This is a genomic window from Streptomyces sp. NPDC019531 (assembly GCF_044903305.1).
Taxonomy (GTDB): domain Bacteria; phylum Actinomycetota; class Actinomycetes; order Streptomycetales; family Streptomycetaceae; genus Streptomyces.
Window position 1 is genome coordinate 388,660 of sequence record NZ_JBJDQL010000003.1, and the last position, 19,591, is coordinate 408,250.

General features: G+C 70.2%; 13 protein-coding genes and 1 pseudogene. 4 read left to right on the forward strand and 10 right to left on the reverse strand.

Going from position 1 to position 19,591, the window contains the following annotated elements; genetic code table 11:
- Positions 1-35: 35 nt before the first annotated feature.
- From ACI2L1_RS06090 to ACI2L1_RS06105, 4 genes are all read right to left on the reverse strand, one after another.
- Positions 36-1,331, reverse strand: a complete 1,296-nt coding sequence (locus ACI2L1_RS06090; protein ID WP_404738086.1) for an RNA polymerase sigma factor — start codon at positions 1,329-1,331, stop codon at positions 36-38.
- Entirely contained in the window at positions 1,328-1,675 is a 348-nt protein-coding gene (locus ACI2L1_RS06095; RefSeq protein ID WP_404738087.1) for a YciI family protein, read from the reverse strand. The genes ACI2L1_RS06090 and ACI2L1_RS06095 overlap by 4 nt, the downstream gene beginning before the upstream one ends.
- A gap of 323 nt (positions 1,676-1,998) precedes the next feature.
- Positions 1,999-3,258, reverse strand: coding sequence for an MFS transporter (locus ACI2L1_RS06100; RefSeq protein WP_404738129.1), 1,260 nt, complete (start codon positions 3,256-3,258; stop codon positions 1,999-2,001).
- 424 nt (positions 3,259-3,682) lie between these two features.
- On the reverse strand, positions 3,683-4,369 hold the full coding sequence (locus tag ACI2L1_RS06105) for a DUF317 domain-containing protein (RefSeq protein WP_404738088.1): 687 nt from the start codon (positions 4,367-4,369) through the stop codon (positions 3,683-3,685).
- 380 nt (positions 4,370-4,749) lie between these two features.
- On the opposite strand from ACI2L1_RS06105, the gene ACI2L1_RS06110 reads away from it, so the two are divergent.
- Positions 4,750-5,622 (forward strand): alpha/beta fold hydrolase, encoded by an 873-nt coding sequence (locus tag ACI2L1_RS06110; RefSeq protein ID WP_404738089.1) that lies wholly within the window; start codon positions 4,750-4,752, stop codon positions 5,620-5,622.
- A gap of 472 nt (positions 5,623-6,094) precedes the next feature.
- Here the strand turns inward: ACI2L1_RS06110 and fxsT are convergent, their stop codons facing one another.
- The 4 genes from fxsT to fxsA all read right to left on the reverse strand — a co-directional run bounded on the left by fxsT (position 6,095) and on the right by fxsA (position 14,174).
- Entirely contained in the window at positions 6,095-10,060 is a 3,966-nt protein-coding gene (fxsT, locus tag ACI2L1_RS06115) for an FxSxx-COOH system tetratricopeptide repeat protein (protein ID WP_404738090.1), read from the reverse strand.
- 92 nt (positions 10,061-10,152) lie between these two features.
- The gene (locus ACI2L1_RS06120; protein WP_404738091.1) at positions 10,153-11,406 is read right to left on the reverse strand and encodes a TIR-like protein FxsC; all 1,254 of its coding nucleotides are present in this window, start codon (positions 11,404-11,406) and stop codon (positions 10,153-10,155) included.
- Between the two features lie 121 nt (positions 11,407-11,527).
- Positions 11,528-13,942 (reverse strand): FxsB family cyclophane-forming radical SAM/SPASM peptide maturase, encoded by a 2,415-nt coding sequence (locus ACI2L1_RS06125; RefSeq protein WP_404738092.1) that lies wholly within the window; start codon positions 13,940-13,942, stop codon positions 11,528-11,530.
- Between the two features lie 37 nt (positions 13,943-13,979).
- Positions 13,980-14,174 carry an FxSxx-COOH cyclophane-containing RiPP peptide gene (gene fxsA / locus ACI2L1_RS06130; protein ID WP_404738093.1) on the reverse strand — a complete coding sequence of 65 codons (195 nt, stop codon included), beginning with the start codon at positions 14,172-14,174 and terminating at the stop codon, positions 13,980-13,982.
- 340 nt (positions 14,175-14,514) lie between these two features.
- Between fxsA and ACI2L1_RS06135 the strand changes: the two genes are divergently transcribed.
- The 3 genes and pseudogenes from ACI2L1_RS06135 (at position 14,515) to ACI2L1_RS06145 (ending at position 16,124) form a co-directional block, all read left to right on the forward strand.
- Positions 14,515-14,694 (forward strand): hypothetical protein, encoded by a 180-nt coding sequence (locus tag ACI2L1_RS06135; RefSeq protein ID WP_404738094.1) that lies wholly within the window; start codon positions 14,515-14,517, stop codon positions 14,692-14,694.
- A gap of 293 nt (positions 14,695-14,987) precedes the next feature.
- A pseudogene (locus ACI2L1_RS06140) lies at positions 14,988-15,263 on the forward strand (protocatechuate dioxygenase); the annotation flags it as partial.
- A 9-nt stretch (positions 15,264-15,272) separates the two neighbouring features.
- Positions 15,273-16,124 (forward strand): triphosphoribosyl-dephospho-CoA synthase, encoded by an 852-nt coding sequence (locus ACI2L1_RS06145; protein WP_404738095.1) that lies wholly within the window; start codon positions 15,273-15,275, stop codon positions 16,122-16,124.
- 122 nt (positions 16,125-16,246) lie between these two features.
- On the opposite strand, the gene ACI2L1_RS06150 is transcribed toward ACI2L1_RS06145, so the two are convergent.
- Positions 16,247-17,707 carry an aminopeptidase P family protein gene (locus tag ACI2L1_RS06150; protein WP_404738096.1) on the reverse strand — a complete coding sequence of 487 codons (1,461 nt, stop codon included), beginning with the start codon at positions 17,705-17,707 and terminating at the stop codon, positions 16,247-16,249.
- An 89-nt stretch (positions 17,708-17,796) separates the two neighbouring features.
- Positions 17,797-19,317 (reverse strand): PP2C family protein-serine/threonine phosphatase, encoded by a 1,521-nt coding sequence (locus ACI2L1_RS06155; RefSeq protein ID WP_404738130.1) that lies wholly within the window; start codon positions 19,315-19,317, stop codon positions 17,797-17,799.
- Positions 19,318-19,591 lie beyond the last annotated feature (274 nt).

The window sequence follows — 19,591 nt, forward strand, 5'->3', positions numbered from 1 at the left end:
AGCCAGCCGCCGCCTGATGAGCAGTACGTGATCCCTTACGCGGGTCTGGTCTCCTGATCGGTGAGGCGCGCGGTGAGGTACGCCCGCTCGGCCTCGTTGCTGGTCAGTTCCAGGGCCTGCCGGTACGCCACCGCCGCCTCGTCCGTACGGCCGAGGCGCCGCAGCAAATCTGCTTTGATGGCCGGTAGGTACTGGTACCCGGAGAGTCGGCCGTCCTGCTCCAGCGCCTCGACCTGCGCCAGCGCGACCGCAGGTCCTTGGGCCATCGACAGCGGCACGGTCCGGTTCAGCGCGACGACCGGTGAGGGCCACAGCGACAGCAGCCTGTCGTAGAGCGCCACGATCTGCGGCCAGTCCGTTTCGGCGTACGTCGGCGCTTCGGCGTACAGCGAGGCGATCGCTGCCTGCACCAGGTAGCGCCCCACGACTCCGCCGCGCAGCCCGGCCACGATCAGGTCTTGCGCCTCGGCCAGCGCGGTACGGTCCCACAGCGAGCGGTCCTGCTCGGCAAGCCGCAGCAGCCGGCCGTCAGAGCTGGTCCGGGTGGCGCGCCTGGCGTCTGTGACCAGGAGCAGCGCCAGCAGTCCGCGGACCTCGGGCTCGTCGGGCATGAGGTCCCGCAGCGTGCGGGCCAGGTGCAGTGAGCGGTCAGCCAGGTCGGTGCGCATGAGCGCGGGGCCCGAGGGGGCCGTGTGCCCGGCGGTGAATAGCAGGTGGATCACGCCGAGCACGGCCGTCAGCCGGTCCGGCAGCTCGGCCGGGCGTGGCAGGCGGTAGGGGATACGGGCGGCGGAGATCTTCTTCTTCGCCCGGGTGATCCGGGCGGCCATCGTCTGTTCCGACACCAGCAGCGCCCGGGCGACGTCCGGTGTGGGCAGCCCGCACACCAGCCGCAGCGTGAGCGCGAGTTGCGCCTCCTGCGCGAGCGCGGGATGACAGCAAGTGAAGACGAGCCGCAGCCGTTCTTCGGGGACGACATCCTCCGGGTCCACGGCCTCCTCCCTCTCATTCTGTTCATCCAGCGCGTCCAGGGCGAGTTCGTCAACGGCCGATTCGGGCTCCACCAGCAGCGGCAGCTTCGAGCGGAACGTCCGCTCCCGGCGCATCGCGTCCATCGCCCGGCGCTTGGCCGCAGTGGTGAGCCACGCTGCGGGGCTGCCAGGGATCCCGTCGCGTTCCCAGGCCGACAGCGCCGCGGCGTACGCCTCCTGCACGCACTCCTCGGCCAGGTCTAGGTCGCGGGCGACGCGCACTGTCGCGGCGAGCACGAAGGCCCACTCGCGCCGGTGCGCGTCGGCGACCGCCTGTCCTACGTCCGCCGCAGCCGTCATCGGGCGATGGGAGCGATGCCGCCCGCGACGGGCCGCACCTCCACACCGCCACGGCCCCACTGGACGGCCGGATTACGACGCGCCAACTCCAGGGCGGCGTCCAGATCGGGAGCCTCGATGATGCAGACGCCCGCGATGACTTCCTTGGAGTCGATGAAGGGGCCATCAGTGACTACGTCGCCGCGCAGCGAGGTGGCGGTGTCGGCGGACTGCAGCGCGTACGCCGCGATCATGGTGCCGGAGTCGATCAGGTCGTCAGCGTGCCGCTTGCTCGCCGCCTGCTGCTCGGGCGTGTAGTCGTCGGCCTTGAGCGTGTCGTAGATGAGGATCGCGTACTGGGCCATGACGGGTCTCCTTGGCTGTGTCTCTGGTCGGTACGCCTCTACGTCGGACGGGCGACGTGAATTCGACAGACGGTACGCGAACTTTCTTCAGATGCCTTCGGGCAGGCTCCGGCTGCGGGCATGGCAGCGTCGGCAGCATGGCGTTCAGTAGGCGTCCCCATGGAGACGCCTACAACCTGACGCTATTGGGTCCAAGCTACGAGGAACTGGTGCTGTCGGTTCTCGTGGACATCGGCCTTGCCCCGAACCGGGTGCCGCTCAACGGGCTGAAAATCTGCTGCTCGATCTCGTGGACAAAGCCACCGAAACGGCCGTCTCCGTGACTACACCCGTTTCGCCCCCGAACCCTGCGGCAGCGAGCCCTCCGCCCTGTCATGGGGGGAGCCGATACGGTCCATCTGCCTCCAGGCCGGGAAGATCACCGGGCACAGCGTGGTGAGCAGATACGCACCGCCGACCGCCAGCAGTGTGGTGGACAAGCCGACTGAATCCACGAGGAAGCCCGCGGTCAGTCCGCCCAGCGGAGTGATCAGTTGCACCGAGGCCGTGGTCGCGCTCAGCACGCGGCTGCGCAGGTCCTCCGGCACCGTCTCATACGTCACGGTGGCCATGATGGGGTTGAGTACACCGAACGCAAGACCCTCTACCGCCATGATCACGGCCAGCGGGGTGAAGGTGTCGGTGAAGGCGGCCACCACGAAGCGCGGCAGGCCCCCGATGAGAAACGCGATCGTGAACACGGGCCACCGCCGAAAGCGGCTGCCCACCGCCCCATAGACCAGCGCCCCCGTGAGCGCGCACACCCCGAACGCCGCGTTCAGCAGACCGAGATCGACGGCACCACCAAGCTCCTCACGGGCATACACGGGCAGGAGCACGGCGCTCCATCCCTGGTCGAGCCCCCTGGTGACCAGCGTCATCAGGCACAGACCCAGCAGCAGCGGCGTGGCCGCCACGAAGCGATACCCTTCCGCGAGTTCACGACGGTAGGCCCGCAGCGACGCCGGCTCGGCCCGTCGTTGGGCCTGCGCCTCGGGCAGGCCGCGCACGCCGAACGCGAACAGTGGCGCGGCCACGGCGAAGGTCGCGGCATCTACCAACAGGACGTTCTCGGCTCCGAGTACGGTGATCAGCACACCTCCGAGAGCGGATGCCGTCAGCGCCGCACAGCGTGCCGCACCGTCGTACAGCCCGGCTGCCCTGGTCAGTGGCATTCCGGCGCGTTCGGCGAGCGTCGGCAACAGGACACCGCGAGCGGTTTCCCCCGGCGCACGGAACAGCCCTGTCATTGCCATCAGCACGCACAGCATCCAGAGCTGCAGGATGCCGGCGAACTGCAGCAGCGGGATCGCCGCAACGGCGACCCCGCAGGAGAGATCCGACGCGACACTCACCCGCCGTCGCCCCATCCGATCGATGACCGGACCGGTGACGAGCGCAGCGAGCACTGCGGGCAGCAGTGTGCAGAACGCGACGATCCCGGCCTTGGCGGCGCTGCCCGTGCTCTGCAGCACGAACCACGGCACGCCCAAGTAGGTAAGGCAATTCCCTGCGATCGAAACGAGGTTGGCGGCAAGAACCATTGCCAGAGGACGGCGATCAACCGTCCCGAAGTCTTCGGACACTACGGTGGTCTCCCATAAGGGGAAGCGCCCACCGTGAACGAAGCAGGTCAGCCGGCGGGCAAAGCGAAGTTGTCAGCGTCTGGCGCGCACAGCGAGGCGCACCGCGGTGCGGTGTTCACAAGCAGCGCCTCCAACACTTCGCCGGGATGACCACCCGGCACCTCCAGGCATTGTGACGTCGGGCACCGGCCCTCCGCAACGACGATCCGTCGCAATGGGCGAGCTCACACAGGGAATTGACCGAGTTGCGCCCATGAGGACAGATCTGCTGACCATCTGGATCTCGGAGCGCCATGCTTCAACGTGCTGGGAAGAAAACCCCTACTGAGTCCGCAGCGCTTGTTCGACCTCCAGGCTCTCCGGACTTGGGCGCCAGGTCGTATCAGCCGCGGCGGACGACGGTGAGCCGACCCGCCGCGAGCTTGGGCAGCCGACGACGCGGCACCGGGACTGCTGAGGCGAGCGACGCAGCGAAGGCGGCGACCAGATCGTAGGGGACGCTGGGGCTGAAGCTGGCGCACCACAGGTACGGGGCGCCAAGGACTGGCTCCGCCCATGCCTGCCAACCGAGTAGCTCGGGGCGCGGGTCGGCATCTTGGATCAGCGGCGGCACGATCTCCAGAGAGACGCTTGAGCTGAACCCGGGGTCCGTGGCGGTCGTCCTCGGCCGGTCCACGTCCCGGATCCAGCCCCGTGCAGTCAAGGCGGTCAGTACCACGTCTGGCCCCGTGATGGCGCTATCGGGTATCACCCGGTCGTCGAGCGCTGTGAGGAGGTCAGAGAGCGCCTCGTACGGCACGCCGGTGGTGAAGTAGCCGTTCCACTCCGTCATTGCGGAGGTCGCATGCGTGCGAGCGCTCAGCTGCAGTGCGATGGGTAGCCCGCCGAGCTCAAATGGGTGGCTGGCGAGGATCCACTCGACGCCATGCAGTTCGTCCGGGCTCACGTACAGCAGGGTGTGGCGGGAGGTCGGCCACATGCGCCAGCCGAGGCCGATGAGGGTGTCGCCGATCTGCTCGGCGAGCTCGCCATCGTCACCGGCAAGGTGGCGCGGAGTGACCCAGCACACCGGGTCCTGCGAACAGGGCTGGGAGGGATCGTTGGGAAGGTGCGCGTGCAGGAGCGCCTCCTAAGGCTTGTGGATCGAGTTGTCGGCCGTCTTGCACGCTGTGCCCTCAGCGGGCACATCCAGGGCACAGCACAACGGAAAACACCACGGACAAGTGAGAACTACCGAGCGTAGTTTTCCCCGGTCCGCAGTGCTTTCATCGCGAACCCGCAGGTCATCCCCCGCCCCCCTTCATTTGATCCTCAAGTGGAAGAAGGACGCCCCGCTGATGGCGGTGTGATCCGATGCCATGACTCCAGCCGCTCCGGTCTGCATACTGGCCGGTGCCGGTCGCTCCGCCGCCGGCGTCACAGCAACGCCGGGCCGTGGGGGGACTGCCGATGGCGTGGACGATATGCACGAGGGACGGACGGCGACTGTCGGTCGAGGAACGGGGTGATCCGAAGGGCCGCCCGGTGTTCCTGCTGCACGGCACACCCGGCAGCCGGCTCGGGCCCGCCCCGCGGCCGTCGGTCCTCTACCGCATGGGGATTCGGCTGATCACGTTCGACCGGCCGGGATACGGCGGTTCCGACCGCAGCCTGGGCCGTACGGTGAGCGCGGCGGCCGAGGACATACGGCTGATCGCCGACGCCCTCGGGATCGGCCGTTTCGGAGTGGTGGGCCGCTCAGGGGGCGCCCCGCACGCGCTCGCCTGTGCGGCGCTGCTCCCGGACCGGACCGCACGGGCCGGCGCGCTGGTCGGGCTGGCTCCTCCGGACGCCGCCGACCTGGACTGGTTCGACGGCATGACCGAGGCCAATGTCCATGCCTACGTCAACGCGGCCGCGGGTCGGCACCGGCTCACCGCCACGCTGGGCAGACGCTCGCTGACGATCCGCGCCGATCCCGCGGCCTCCGTCGCCGAGATGCGCAGGGGACTGCCCGAGTCCGACCGCTGGATCGTCGCGGACGCCGGAATCCAGGCCATGCTGGAGCGCAACTTCGCCGAGGGGCTGCGCAGTTCCGCGGACGGGTGGGTGGACGACGTCATGGCGTTCAGCACGGGCTGGGGCTTCGACCTCTCGGGCATCACCGCCCCGGTTTTCCTCTGGCACGGCGAGGAGGACATCTTCGCGCCGGTGGAACACACCCGCTGGCTCGGCCGCAACATCCCCGGGGCCCGCGTCGAGGTCCAACGCGACGCGGCCCACTTCGGAGCGCTGCGTGTGATGACCCGCTTCATCGGCTGGGCGTCCCGGCACGAGGGGTGAGGACGGGGTGGCTGCGGCCATCCGGTCCATGGTGGTTGGCGGCCGCGTGGGGGTTCTGCTGCCTGGCGGCTGGGCGGTGACCGGTCCACGTGGTGGCGGACGCGTGCGAGCTCTGCTCCATGGCGGCTGGGCGGCTGTCCGATCCGCGGAGACGGCAAACGGCACGGACATCGGTCCACGGCGGTGGTGGCCACTGGGCGGTCACCGGTCCCAGAGACGGCGCCAACGGGGCGGTCACCGGTCCACGGCGGTGGCGCCGGCGGCGCGGACTCGGCTCCGTAGTCGGCGCCGGCCACGCGCGGACTGCGCGCCCCGGCCGCTGGGGCGGTCACCGGTCCACGGCGATGGCGGCCACGCGCAGGCAGCGGTCCACGGCGATGGCAGCCACCGCGCCCGCCCGGCTCGAACCGCCCCATCCCGGACTGCCTCGCCTCGAACAGCCCTCCCCCGAACCGCCCCGCCCACCCCCGGATCAGACCTGCTGTGGTTCCAGATCCCGGTCGATCCGGCGCCTCGCGGTCGCTGCCTCGCTCAACGGATGCGTCTCGCCCAGGCGCTGGATCAGTTCGGTCTCCGCCTCCTGATGGAGCTGGTCGGCCTCCGTGTCCCGGCCCAGCCGGCGGAGGGTGATCGCGAGGTTGACCATGCTGCTGAGAGTGTCGGGGTGGGTGGGCCCGAGCCGCTTGCGCAGTCCGGTCACGGCGAGCCGCTCCCAGCGCTCGGCCTCCTCCGGACGGCCGAGGTCGGCCAGGGCGTTGGCCAGACTGGTCCCCACACTCAGGGTGGCCGGATGGTCGTTGCCGAGGGCCGCCGCGAGGGCGGTATGGGCCTGTTCGGCCAGTCGCGTGGCCCTGCGCGCATCGCCGAGCGCACGGTGAAAGGTCGCCAAGTTGTTGATGCAGAACATCGTGAACGGGTGGTCCGGGCCGAAGGAGTTCCGGTACCCCTCCAGCACCTCCTCGACCTGCCGCACCGCCCGCAGGGCCCCCTGCTCGGCGTCCGTGGCGAGGTAGTCGGCGGCGAGATTGAGCCCGCAGGCCAGTTCCTCGGGAATGGAGCGGCCGTACCGGTCGCGGTAGCGGGTGTGGATCTCCCACGTCTGCTCGCTCAGTTGGAGCGCCTCCGCGTGCCGGCCGGCTTTGCGCAGGGACACCGCGAGGCTCTTGTCGACCCGCAGCACCTCCGGCACGTACGGGTTGAGTACCTGTCCGAAGAGCTCCCGCACCTGGCGCAGGATCTCCACCGAGTCGTCGTACTCGCCGAGTTCCCGAAGGTCACGGGCGTAGTGGCTGCGGGTGGTGAGCGTGTACGGGTGCAGCGGGCCGTCCAGCGCGGTACGGCGCCGCACGGTGTCCTCGTCGAGCCGGCGGGCGGCCTCGCTGTCCCCGGTGAGGCGGTGGTCGATGGCGAGGTTGTTGGCGGAACGCAGGGTCCGGGAATGGTCCTCGCCGAAGATCTCGCGGAATCCGTTGTAGTTCCGCTGGTCCAGCTCCAGTGCCTCGTTGAAGCGGCCGAGCGCCCGCAGGTCGGCGGCCACGTTGCCGGAGGTGATCAGCAGGGACGGGTGGCCCTCGTCGAGGAGCTGGTGCTGCCGGGCCAGGGTGTCCTCGTCCATCTCCCGGGCGGCCTGGTATTCGCCCTGCGAGCGCAGGATGTTGGCCAGTTCGAACCGGAGATTGAGGATCTGCTCGTCGTTGGAGTCCGCGAACTCGGTGCTCCAGAACTCGTTGAGCTGGGTGCCGAGGGTGCGGGCGAGGTGCAGTTCGCCGCGCTTCCACAGGTAGCGCATGCGGTCCACCATCAGCTGCCGGGGCTCCTCCTCCGCGCACTCGCGGATGTTGGAGGGGACGAGGTGCGGCCAGATCACCTCGAACTCGGGCCACTTGGCGGGGTCGTCGACCGCGTCCTCGGACGGCCGTATGGCGGCGAGAATGCGGTGCACCTCGTGGATGGTGTCCTCGGCGACCTCCGGGGCCATGCTGTCGCGCACCGCGGCCTGCACCAGCCGGTGCACCTGGATGGAGTTGTCGGTGGCGTCCACCTTGGCCAGGGCGAACCGGTTCAGCGCCTGGGTGACCTTGCCGAGCATGTAGCGGGCGCGCAGGTCCTTGTCGTACGGCAGCAACGCCCTGATCATCGCGTCGCTGCCGACGAGGGCCATCGAGATCGGCTCGGCGGACAGGAAGCTGCACAGTTCGAGCAGCCGGGCCGCCGCGGGGGACTCGTGACGCAGCCGGGTGACGGAGATGTTCCAGGTGGCGCCCACGGAGGACGGGTACTCCACGGCGTTGACGGCGGCCTGGACCGACAGCACCTGGGTGCTCTGGTCGCGCAGCTGCTCGATGTACTCGCCCACGGGCGTGGCCGTCGTGGCCAGCCAGGCCGCCGCGACCTCGATCGCCAGGGGCAGGTCACCGACCGCCTCGGCGACCAGGGCCGCGTCCTCCTCGCGCAGTCCCGGTACCCGTGTGGTCAGGTGCTCGACGCTCTCGTCTCGGGTGAAGACCTCGACCTCCACCGTCCTGACCTGGGTGGAGGTCGGCTTGGTGCGGGTGGTGACCAGGAGATGGCCGTAGACGTCGTCCGGTATCGGTCCGGTCTGGTCGCTGAAGCGGTTCAGCACGTCGTCCAGGTCCTCGACGTTGTCGAAGACCAGCAGCCAGCGCTTGTAGGGGTGGCCGGCCCGCAGCGCCTGGAGCGCGGCCACGGCGGCCTCGGACACGTCGTCGCCGATGCCTGGGGCGAGCCGTCGGCCGAGGTCGGCGAGCTTGGGCGCGACCAGGTCGGGTTGTTCGGCGTCGACCCACCACACCAGGTCGTAGTCGGGCTTGAAGCGGTTGGCGTACTCGCGTGCCAGTTGGGTCTTGCCCACTCCGCCGAGCCCGTGCAGCACCTGGGGCAGCCGGGCCCCGGAGGCGCCGGTGACGAACTGGCGGCGCACCTGTTCCAGGATCGAGAAGCGGCCGGTGAAGAACGGGTAGCGGGGCTGGACGTTGGACACGCTGGTGCTGCTGTTGGGAAAGCGTGCGCCGTGCGGGCGACCGGCCTGCTGCGGCGAGCTGGGCCTGCCCAGGCCGGTCAGCAGCGTGGTCGCCGCCGTCTCCTCGTCCAGCCGGGCCAGATCGACGGTGCCGCCCCGGCTCGCGTACGGGATCTGCTGCACGTCCCCGATCCGCAGGGCGACCGGCTGGTGTTTGTGCGGACCGCCCGCGTGGACGGTGGCCTCCCAGGCGGCCTGGGCCGTGCGGGAGCCGAGGAACGCGGGGGAGACCACGGCGAGCACGCGGTGCGCCCCGGCGGACAGCGCCTCGGCGCCGACCTCCAGGGTCGTCATCGACCTCAGGTCCTGCGAGACCACCTCGAACCGCGCCTCGCGCAGCACCGCCTCCAGCCAGTCCACCCACATCCGGTCCTCGGAGACGTACTGGAGCAGCAGTTTCGACGGCGGCAGGGGGCGGCGGCGGGTGTAGGCCGAGACGTACTGGTTGCGCTTGACCTCGTTCAGGGGCGGCAGTGACGTCACCCGGCCCGCGGTGACGACGGAGGTCAGCCGCTCGCAGGCGGTCAGCATGGAACTGGCGACCTTGGGCGGGTCGCCGAACGGGGCGAGGATCTCCTCGTAGGCGTAGTAGGGGCGGTAGGGGATCTCCACCGATCCCCAGTAGGCGATGAGTTCCTCGGGGTCCATGCCGCTGGGCAGGCCCTCGAAGCGCTCACGGGCCAGTGCCCGTCCCGCGTCGACCTTGTCCTTCTCGCCGTCGTCGATGCGCATGGCGACCGGCAGGATACGGATCCCCTTGTCGCCGTAGCGCTCCTCGATGTCCTGGGCGACCGCGGCGGCGCCCTCGATGCTCTGGTCGCTGAGGGTGTAGCAGACCACCAGGGTGCTGGGCATCTGCACGGTGCAGATGTCGGCGAGGTCGCTGTGACCGGTGCGGCTGTCGATCAGGGTGAAGTCGTAGTACCGCTCCATGTCGGCGCGCATCGCGTCGAAGAACTGGCCGCCGCCGTAGCTGCTGTAGAAGCGGTCCCAGTCCATGTTGCCGACGATCGGGTAGTCGCGGTGGCGCATTCCGGCCGACAGGAAGTCCAGGCTGCCGGGCTCCGGGAAGGTCCAGTCCAGGGAGATGGCGTGGGGGCGGACGCGGGCGTAGCGCCGGTGCCAGTCGGGCTCGCGGTCGGGGAGGTCGCGCAGGGCCTCGCGGCGGTAGTCGTCTATCAGGTTGATCAGGCCGGGTGTCTCCCGCAATAAGGAGGGCTTCAGGAACGGGTGGAAGAACCTGTGCAGGCCGGGCGCCTCAAGGTCCCAGTCGACGGCGAGCACGCGATATCCGTTGGCGGCCAGGATCCAGGCCACGTTGGCGAGGGCCATGGTCCGGCCGGTGCCGCCCTTGTACGAGTAGAACGTGATCACTGAGCCCTTGCGGTCCTCGGTCATGGAACCCTCCGCTGTGTCGGCCTTGCTCTTCCCTCGTGCCGTGTGCGCCGTGGTCCTGCGGGCGGCTGCGCGCAGCTGCCCCGGCGTCGCGCTCAGACGTGGTATCCCAGCCTGGGCAGCCGCGGGGGATCGGTGGGTGGCCCCTTCGGCGGATAGGTCCTTGCATGGGTCTCGTAGTAGTTGACCGCCTGCCGTACGGCCTTCTGGAGTTCGAGCTGGAAGGCTTCGAGGGTGCGTATCGCGCCGCCCGGCGACCGGTGGCCCGAGCCCACCACCTGCCGTGCGGCCAGCGCCCGGTCGGTGAGCTCCTGCAGCTGCCGGTCCCGCTCGGGCGGGATCGCGTCGTCCCGGTGGTGGGGGATCATCACGCTGATCCAGGGGCGCTGCTGCTCGGCCAGCTGCGCCATGAGTTCCTTCACCCGCGGTAGGTCCAGGGCCCACCGGTCGAGCAGCAGCAGCGCGGGCGCGGTGGGCGCGCTCATGGTGAGGAGGCGGTCGGCCTCGTTCTCGAAGTCGCTGACGGTGACCCGGTAGTTCATGGCCCTGACGAGGTCGGCGGCGTGCTCGGCGAGGGAGCGGGTCGACACCGGGTGGTACGGGTTCCACTCCAGCGGCGTGTCCCCGTAGTAGTCGGGCACCCGGCCCGGCGGCAGGTCCGACCGGGAGCGGGCGATCACCGTGACGTCGAACTCGGGCGGGTGAGCGCCGTCACCGAAGGCGCTGGGCAGTGACTCGTACTGCCGGTAGACCTGTCCTTCCTCCAGGTCGATGGCTCTGCTGGCGCGTACGATCCGCTGGGCCAGCCGGTAGACGGCGAGTTCGTACTGGTCTTTCAGGTAGCTGAGTTTGGTCAGTCCGTAGAACCCCTCCGCCGCGTAGTCGTCCCCGAGGTCCGTGTGCTGGAACTGCAGGTCCTTGGCCACCTGGGGCAGTTGGGCGAGTTCGACGGGGACCCATAACGCCGGGACGATGGCGCTCTCGCGCGATTCGCCGCGCAGGGTTCGGCGGTAGATCTCACGCTGCGAGAACGCCCACCATTCGCGGCCGCATTGCTCGCTGATGAAGTACCGGGGCGAGTACAGCGGCACGAACACCTGGCACCGGGCCAGATTCTCCGACAACTCGTCCGTCCACCGAGTGCCCAGGGCGATCCCCTGGTCCAGGAAGCCGGCCCTGGCGCCCACCGGTAACGAGGTCATCTCCAGGATGTGCGCGCACAGGCCGTCGTACAGCTTCTTCACCCATGCGTTGGGGCCGGCTATCTCGGAGTCGTTCCGCGGCGTGTGCGCGTAACTGAGGAAGAAGTACGGCCGCCCACTCCTGGGGTCCTCTGGATCCCCTCGCACGAATACCCCCCGATACGCCGCCGATGGTGCTTCAGTGTAGGAACCACCGCCTCATAAGCGGAACGGTGCGGTGAAGTCGACTATGAGACAAGCGATATGACGGCACATCATGTTTGTGCCGCTATGAACGGTCCTCGACTGCCGTGCGTCCCCTGTGGTCAGCCGCCGCCCTGCGGGCCTCGGCCAGCGCGTCGGGACTCACCGGGTCCGTCAGTCGTGTCGCCACGGTCTCCCCCATGGCCGTCACGAAGCGCTCGCCCGGTTCCGTCAGCGCACCCGAGCCGAGCAGGGTGTCCACCGCCTCCGCCGTCTGCTCGCGCCATCGGGAGAACCGGACCGCGGCGTCGTACGCCTCGGCACCGTCCGCGGTCCGTCGGCGTGCGCGCCAGTAGTCGACGACGGCGATGTGCGCGTACGTCCCCTGCAGCAGCCCTTCCAGCGGCCGCGGATCCGGACGCCAGGGAGCGTAGAAAAGCTCCTCGCAGGCGGGGTCGTAGAGGTCCGTCAGATCGAGTACGGCGCCGAGCTTGACGTGCTGGAACTCGTGGACCAGCAGACACGCCAGGGTCTCGGGCGTGCCCGGCCGGGCGAGGCCGACGGCGCCGAAGGCGTCCCGGGCCGCCGAGCTGATGTCCGCGCCGGTGGAGGCCCCCCGCAAGGGCGTGACGACACTCAGGCCCGCGGCGAGTCCGGGTGCGTACGCGGGCAGTTCGCGCCGGATCCACTCCCACGCGGCGGCGAGGTTCTCCCGCCACTCCTCGGCCGCCGCGGCGGACAGCCGCGCCCGCACCGGGTATCCATGGGCGTCCCGCCACGGGTCCGTGTCCTCCAACGCGACGGCCCAGCCCGGCAGTTCGAACCGATGCCGGGCCAACCACGCCTGATTCGCACCGGACTTGCGGCCCACGGTGTGCTCCCGGCCCCCGACCCGGACGGTGAAGCCCTCGTCCGCGCCCCCGGTGACCCGCGCCTCCGGCGCGTCGCCCACGACCAGCGCGCCCAGGGTCGGCAGGCGCAGCACCCCGGAGCCGGTCGGTACGGTCACGGTGCCCGCGCGTCCGGCCCGCAGCAGCGCCGCCGCGGCGAGCTCCGCCACCCCGCGCATCGCGATCCGGCCGGCCTCCTCGTCGCCGCGCAGAGCGCGCTGCGCCCAGGGCCGCACATAGGGGTGGGCCAGTACCGCGTCCACCGACTCGGGAGCCTCGGCATCGAGGACCGCGAGGGTCTCCCAGGCCGCGTCTCCGACGGCGCTGTGCGCGCTCTCGTGCCAGACGGCGGCGAGGAGTTCGCGGTTGACGGTGAGTTCGTGCCTGGCCAGCAGTTCCACGGCGTCGGCGCCGCCGAAGCCGGAGGCGATCTCGTCGAGGTGCACGTCGTCCAGGGGGAGTTGGGACATCGACATCCTCCGGGCCTCCCTGTCGCGGATTCCGGTGATGAGCTGTTTCAGGTCGGCGCAGTACACGGACGGGTTCATGAACCCGCCGGCACCGCTCCCGGAGCGGTAGCGGTGCGCGTAGAGCCCCCCGCCGCACGAGCTGACGACCGGACAGCCGCGGCAGGTCTCGCACAGCCCGTCAAGACCCAGCTGCCGGGCCACGATGCCGGGGTGAGCGGCCATCTCGTCCAGGGAGTTGGCGCTCACGTTCATGCCGGTGCCGGGCGCTCCGTCGTACGCGGTCTTCAGCGAGTCGGCCTGTTCGAGCGCGCCGTCGGTCTCGATGACGGCCAGTTCCACCGGGGCCAGCCCGAGGGACTCGGTGAGGCTGCTCGCCCCGCGCAGGGTGCGCAGTACGGAGTCGAGGACGCGCACGCCCATCGGGCGGCCCGAGGCGGTCCAGCGGTCGTGGACGCTGAGCAGCCAGTCGCCGTACGAGGTGGCTGAGATGGCGCCGTCGGGGCGTGGCGGAGGCTCGTCCCAGGTGGCGTGGGGGAGCAGGAAGTCGATGCGGGGCGGGGCGAGTTCGGCCAGGGCGTCGTAGACGGTGACCGGGTCGTTGCGCAGGTCGATCGTGCAGAGCAGCCCGGCGAAGAGGTGCCGGTAACGAGGGCTGTCGAGCAGGGCGATCGCGCGGAGGACCCGAGCGTGGCTGCTGCGGCCGTTGCGATAGCGGCGGTGCAGGTCGTTGGCGGCGCGGTCGCCGTCGAGCGAGATGCCGACCTTGATGTCGAACTCCGCGAAAAGCTCGCAGAACTTCTCGTCGAGAGTGACGCCGTTGGTGTGGATGCGCAGGTCCAGGGCGCTCACGCCGGACAGTGCGGTACGTAAGCTCTGCGCCGTCAGCCGGAGCCTTTTCCGGCCGGCGAGGAGAGGCTCCCCGCCGTGCAGGACGACGTGAACGGTGTCGAGCCGGTGTGTGCGGGCGTGTTCGGCGATGCGCCGGGCGGTGAGATCGAGCACCTCACCGGAGATCACCACGGGCCGGCCTCGCCAGCTCTGGTCCGCGTGCTCGTACACATAACAGTGATCGCACGCCAGATCGCAGCGGCTGTGCACCTTGAGCACGAACTGGCTGAGGGGATGCGGCGACGGGTCCATCAGCGCACTGCGTGCTTCCTGCCCGAGGAGGCGGTGGTCAGACGGCCGACTGGAAGGCCGCGACCGAGACTCGCGCGGGCCCGCGATCGGAGGTGCCCTGCGGCACGACCCGGGTGAGGGCACCGGACCTGAGACCGTCCGCACGAGCGGCGAGCCGCACCAACGGGACCCGCTCCCCCGCGGTCGACTGCTTCCCCGGCTCGTCGGCCGCGGTGATGGTGGGCGTGTTCATGGACGAACCTCGATCTTCCGTGTGCCCGCTGGTCTGTGAATGAACAGGAAACATTCCATGCAAGGCGGACATTACGGATATCTGGAGCGGCTCGCATGGCGAACACGCTCATGAGTGTGGCGGACGCAGAGGAGACCTTAGGGTATGTGTGGCCGGGGCGTTCAACTGGTGCCCCGAACCTGTGAGTTGCACATATCAGCATCCAACTCCGGTCTTTCGGTCCCGCGAGGGTCTGAGCGGTGGATATGGGCCCGGGTGTGGTTCTTCCGGAGAGACAAGGGGTACCGGATTGGTTCCCTACCCAAGATCTTTTTGCCCATATTTTACTCTGTTCGCGGGTTTGAACACCATCGGCGCCCGCGCGGAAATCACCCGACCGAAGCACAACCACGCGCCCGCTCACAACGCGCCTTCAGCTTTTTCAGCTTGCGCCCAGCGCCCACTCAAGCTGCTGACGGACACGATTCTCGCGGTCACCGGCGGCACGGCCGTGGCCGGCGGGCTCGCCGCGGCCGGGTAACCAGTCGGCCTTCGCCGACACCACCAACAGCGCGCGCCCCGAACGGTCTTGGCGAACCGGTCCCCAGCGTACTCAACCTCGGGGCAGCGACACGGATCCTGTCCGTGGGCCCGATCCCGGGAAGACGGCTCCCTGCGCGACCTGGCCATGTGGGCACCGGCAGAGGCCCCGAACCATCGCAGATCGCACGATTGCGGTAGCCCGAACGGCCCAGGCCACCCTTGGCCCACAAGCCGACCATCACACGATCGAGTCAAACCGCCCTCGTGCACACTCCCCGGCGAGCGGCTGAGACCCTCGACAACGACATGGTCCACGACGGTGGCGGCGCCGCCAGCGGTCTGCTCACCCTCAAGGCCGTGCACAAGGCCGACCCGTCCAAGGGCCACAAGGGCTCCCTGACCCTCGCGATCGACCCGGACGCCGAGAGCACGGGCGCGGGCAGCGGCGGTGGCGGCACGCCCCCGAGCGACACCCCCAGCGGCGCTCCCCGCGGCGCCCCGACGGGCGAACCCCCCAGTGGCACTCCGTCCGAAAGCGCCAGTCCCTCCGCCTCGGCCTCCTCGTAAGGTACGGCCATGAGCAGCCGCGAGGACGAGGCACTGGCACTTGCCGCCGTGGACGCGCTCACCGGACAGCTGGCCCTGGCTCCCAAGCCTGGCCTGCCCGACCCGCGTGACCTCGGCGCCCGCGCCACAGGCGAGCATCGCACCACCGGCAAGGACCACTGTTCCCTGCGCTGGTCGGCCAAGGCGCTCGCGCCCGGCCTCGCGGCGATGGCCGCCGCCGCCCGCCGCACCGGCGAGCCCACGCCCCAACTCCGGGCAGAACTGGGCGCGATCGGCCGGTGCACCGAGCACTCGGTGGGCCTGGCCGGCGGCGGCCACCGCGGCGCCCTGTGGACCCTCGGTCTGCTGGTCGCCGCGTCCGCCCTGGACCCGGGGGCCCGGTCGAAGGACGTGGCCACGGGCGCCAAGAAGATCGCCGCCCACTCCGACAGACGGGCCCCGCGGCGCGCCTCCCGGGGCTCCTCGGTGTCCGCGAAGTACGGCGCCGCAGGCGCCCGGGGCGAGGCCCGCGCCGGATTCCCGCACGTACGGCGGGCGTTGGACGCGCTGGCCGCATCCCGCAGGGCGGGCGCCGACGAGGCCGAGGCCCGTCTGGACGCCCTGCTCACCGTGATGTCCACCCTCCAGGACACCGAACTCCTCTACACGGCGGGTCCCTTGGGCCTCCGCCATGTGCAGGCGGGTGCCCGCGGGGTCCTGGAGGCGGGCGGTACGACGACGGAGGCGGGCCGCGAGGCCCTGCTCGCCCTCGACACCGACCTCCACGCACGCGCGTGGAGCCCCCGCGGCAGCGCGGGTCTCCTGGCGGGCGCCCTGTTCGTTGACGCCCTCCCGGTGACGTCCGGCCCACGTCCCGCCTGACGTCCGGCCCCATCGCCGTACGACGTCGTCACCGGAGTCGGTATCCAGATGCGGGTCCACCGCAATTCCCCGGGGGCGCGGGGAACCGCGCGACCAGCCACGACGAACCCGCAGCCGAACGACTAGACCTTCAGACCCGCCATCCACGCCTCGACCTCATCAGAACGGCGAGGCAACCCGGACGACAGGTTCCGGTTCCCGTCGGCCGTCACCAGGATGTCGTCCTCGATCCGCACCCCGATCCCCCGGTACTCCTCGGGCACGGTCAGATCATCGGCCTGGAAGTACAGCCCGGGCTCGACGGTCAGCACCATCCCCGCCTCAAGAACCCCGTCCACATACGACTCCACGCGCGCGGCAGCGCAGTCGTGCACGTCCATCCCCAGCATGTGCCCGGTCCCGTGCAGCGTCCACCGCCGCTGAAGCCCCAGCTCCAGCACCCGCTCCACCGGCCCCTCGACAAGCCCCCACTCCACGATCCGCTCGGCCAGCACCCGCTGCGCCGCGTCATGGAAGTCCCGGTACTTGGCGCCCGGCTTCACGGCCGCGATCCCGGCCTCCTGGGCGTCGTACACGGCGTCGTAGATCTTCTTCTGGATCTCGCTGAAGCGGCCGTTGACCGGCAGTGTCCGCGTGACGTCGGCGGTGTAGTACGTGTGTGTCTCGACACCGGCGTCGAGGAGCAGCAGATCACCGGAGCGCACCGGACCGTCGTTGCGCACCCAGTGCAGCGTGCACGCGTGCGGGCCCGCCGCGGCGATCGTGCCGTAGCCGACGTCGTTGCCCTCGACGCGCGCGCGGAGGAAGAACGTGCCCTCGATGTACCGCTCGGAGGTGGCCTCGGCCTTGTCCAGGACCTTCACCACGTCCTCGAACCCGCGAACCGTCGAGTCGACGGCCTTCTGCAGCTCCCCGACCTCGAACTCGTCCTTGACGAGCCGCGCCTCGGACAGGAAGACCCGCAGCTCCTCGTCCCGCTCCCCGGTGACCTTGTCGGTCAGCGCGGCCTCGATCCCGGCGTCGTACCCGCGCACGACCCGCACCGGCCCGGTGGCCTCGCGCAGGGCGTCCGCCAGCTCACGCACATCGGAGACGGGGAGGCCGTACAGCTTCCCGGACTCGGTGAGCGAGTGCCGGCGCCCGACCCACAGCTCGCCCTGGCCGGAGAGCCAGAACTCACCGTTCTCCCGGTCGGAGCGGGGCAGCAGGTACAGCGTGGCGGTGTGACCGCCGGAGACGGGTTCCAGGACGAGCACGCCGTCCTCTGTCTGATTGCCGGTGAGGTACGCGTACTCGACGGACGCCCTGAAGGGGTACTCGGTGTCGTTCGAACGGGTCTTCAGGTTGCCGGACGGGATCACCAGCCGCTCACCCGGGAAGCGGGCGGACAGCGCCGCACGGCGGGCCGCGGTCTCGGCGGCCTGCGCGATCGGCTCCAGGCCGTGCAGCTCGGTGTCGGCCCAGCCGGACTTCATGCTCTCGGCCAGCTCGTCGGAGACGCCCGGGTACAGGCCGTTCTTCCGCTTCTTGATCGGCTCTTCGGACTCATCTTCCGGGGTCGCCGGGGTGAGTTCTTCGGCCACGGTCATCCTCCTACGAAACGGCGCTGGACCCCCTCCATCGTACGGTCGTACGGAAGGGGGCCCAGGGCCGAAAGACCTGTTACAACGCGCTACTCGAAGTGAGCCGCGAGTAGCACGACATCCTCCTCGGAGTCCGCCTCGTCCAGCCCCTTGGACAGCACGGTCCGCAGGACGTGGTCGGCGATCGCGCCGGGGTCGTCGCGCAGCCCCTTCGGCACCCCGGCGGCCGCCGAGTACAGCCGCGCGAAGGCACGGTCGGTGGGGTCTCCGGTGCGGTGCAGCAGCCCGTCGGAGTACAGCAGAACCGTCTCTCCTGGTTCCGCGCTCAGCTCCACGCTCGGCGCCTCCCAACAGGAGAGCATGCCGAGCGGCGCGGACACGGACGTCTCCACGAACTCGGTGCGCCGCTCGCTGATCAGCAGCGGCGGGCAGTGTCCGGCACCGGCCAGCGTGATCTTGCGCAGCGCGGGCTCGCAGTAGGCGAACAGGGCGGTGGCGGAGCGGGCCGGCTCGGTCAGCCTGAGCAACAGCTCAAGATCGGACAGGACCGCGACCGGGTCCTCGCCCTCCATCACGGCGTACGCCCGCAGGGAGGCTCTGAGGCGTCCCATCGCGGCGATCGCGCTGGGGCCGCTGCCGGTGACCGAACCGACCGCGAGGCCCAGCGCCGCGTCCGGCAGGGGCAGCGCGTCGTACCAGTCGCCGCCGCCGCGCGGACCGGTGCGGTGCCGGGCGGCGAGCCGCACTCCGGGTACGCGGGGGAGCCGGGACGGCAGCAGCTCCTCCGCCATCGTCGCCATGCACGCGCGCGTGCGCTCGACTTCGACGAGCCGGGCCAGATGCTCCGTGGCGAAACGGGCGTACAGGCCGACGAGGTGGCGCCGGCGCTCGTCCGGTTCGGCGGGCTCGTCGTAGAGCCACACGGCGGCGCCGAGGCGGCCGGCGGCATCGGTGGACAGGGGGAGCGCGTAGCAGGCCGCGTAGCCGAGACGGGCGGCCACCTCGCGGTGGCGCGGGTCGAGACCGTCCTCGGCGAGCAGGTCGGGCTGCGCGATCTCGCCGTCGCCGCCCGGCAGTCCGGCAGCGGTGTCGAGGAGCTTCCCGTACGACATGGCGCTGCGCGGCACCGTCTCGATGTGTCCGAGGTCGGCGCGGCCGAGGCCCAGGCCGATGGTGGTGTCGGGCCCGAGGCCGTCGTCCGGTTCGAGGACGACGAGTCCGCGCCGGGCGCCCACGAGGGCGGCTCCGGCGCGCAGCAGTTCCTGGAGAGCGTCGGACAGTGCGTCCGTGCGCGTGAGGCGTTCGGTCAGTTCGTGGAGGGTCGTGAGGTCGGAGACCCAGCCGGCCAGACGGTCCTGGAGCAGTGCCCCCGGGGCGTTCGGAGGGGCTGCGTGAGAGGTGCCCGGGGCGGCAGGCGCGGGCGCGACAGTGTGTGCGGGTGCGGGAACCGTTGAATCGATTCCGGCCACTTTCGGAGGGTGAGGGGCGTTCATGGCGTCCGGCTTTCCGACCGGTGCGTTTTGCTCAAAAGCATCGCAAACCCCCATGTCACTCTGCGCCGCTAGCAGTGTCTCCACATGTACACGCACTCGTAAGGAGATGTCCAGCATTGTCCTGCTGGGATTCCTGGTGTCCATGGGGAGCCGGTGGAGAATGGGTCCATCGGAAAAGTTGTCTCAAAACTGCCTCGGGTTAAGGTGTATTGAGGTCGACTGGCCTTGCTCCACAGAGCGTCACAACGGTCGTGGTGGGTACGTACTCGGTAAGGACCAGGGGTGGTGGACAACCGCCCGGAACCTGGTGACCGACCCGGGCGTCTTAGCCAGCGACGATCGAGCCCCATCCTCCCGTGGCGGAGGCGGAGAGAAATACGCGGGACGGCAA